At 52.4% G+C, this 1,262-nt stretch carries 1 protein-coding gene; it reads right to left on the bottom strand.

Going from position 1 to position 1,262, the window contains the following annotated elements; translation table 11 throughout:
- Nucleotides 1–27: 27 nt before the first annotated feature.
- A complete protein-coding gene (locus OKC41_RS20970) occupies nucleotides 28–1,170 on the bottom strand; it encodes an IS4 family transposase (RefSeq protein ID WP_041205622.1) in 1,143 nt (380 codons plus the stop codon).
- Nucleotides 1,171–1,262 lie beyond the last annotated feature (92 nt).

Genomic DNA, 1,262 nt, shown 5'->3' with positions numbered 1-1,262 from the left:
CTCAGAGATCCCCTCATTTTTAGAGACTCAAATAATTCCAAGTGTGCGGGTATATAAGCGGTGTTGCTTCAGGTAGTAGATAAATTTATCCATCAACAAGACCGCATTGGCTTCTTTCATTTTAGGCAGCAACTGGTAATAGATGACCCCTTGCCGAAAGAACGAATAGGTTCGGCTCTTGCTGGTATTGACCTTGATCGTTCTCTCTAGACCGACACTGTCTCCAGCCTTACCCAGCAGCGTCAGCAAGACGATGGCCAAGGCACTGAACAAAAACAGTCGGTCACGCCGGACCGGATTACTGATGTGCACATCTCCCATACCCATGCCGAATTTGTAATCTTTGATATCCCGAAAACTGGTCTCGATACCCCAGCGCTGGCCGTATAGTTGCAACGCCTTGGCGGCACTCAGATCGGTCCGGTTACTGGCCAGAAACCACGCGTCTTTCATGCCACTCTTGTGACAACAATAGACCCGCTCGACAGGCTGTCGTTGCCCAGTGAGCTCCACCTCCTTGAGGGTTCGGGTGCGCCCGGTCGGCGTTAGCCAGTCGCGGGCGGGAACCTGCTCTCCACCAGAGTAACCAACCAAAATATTTCCTTTAAATCTAATGATATAGGCAAAGCCTAGCTCTTGTTCCAGGCGCTCGAACAGCTCCATGTAACCAAACCCACGGTCAGCGACTACCGTCACGAAGATACCTTCTGGCAGGGTCTGCTTGAGTTTGGTGAGCAGCTCTTTCTCATGGGCATTGCGTTGCCCTTTGAGCAACGATTTTCGATGGGTTTTCCACAGCAGCGGAGTACTGCGGCCATGGTTGGTTTGCAGGCTGATAACCAAGGTGCTGTGATCATCGGCATCGAATTCGGTCCAGTCCATGGATACCACGATCTCGGTGCGTTCACCGACCACATAGGGAACCCAATCGTCAAAGAGGCTCCAGACGTTGAGCTTGGTGTTAGTGAGCAGGCGGTCCACCTGTTTCACCGCATGTTTGCGCTCGAGACCATTGGCCAAGGAGAGACCATTCCCGATGGCGTGGATGGCCAGCGAACCGGATTCGATAACCCCGAGGGTTGCATTGGCCAGGGAAAGAACACGCTTGGCATGCATGTCCTGTCCAAATATCTCGTTGATGTGGTTGAGGATTAGATCGTGGTTAAACATGGCGATTATCTGTCGGGTATTAGCTGGTCAAGGATGGCGATCATACCTCAGAAGCCGCGCCACGCCTCGCTCATACGAGGGGATGGTTAAGG

It is taken from the genome of Aeromonas sp. QDB17, assembly GCF_027705305.1.
GTDB lineage: Bacteria > Pseudomonadota > Gammaproteobacteria > Enterobacterales > Aeromonadaceae > Aeromonas > Aeromonas caviae.
This window is presented reverse-complemented; position numbering and strand designations above follow the sequence as displayed.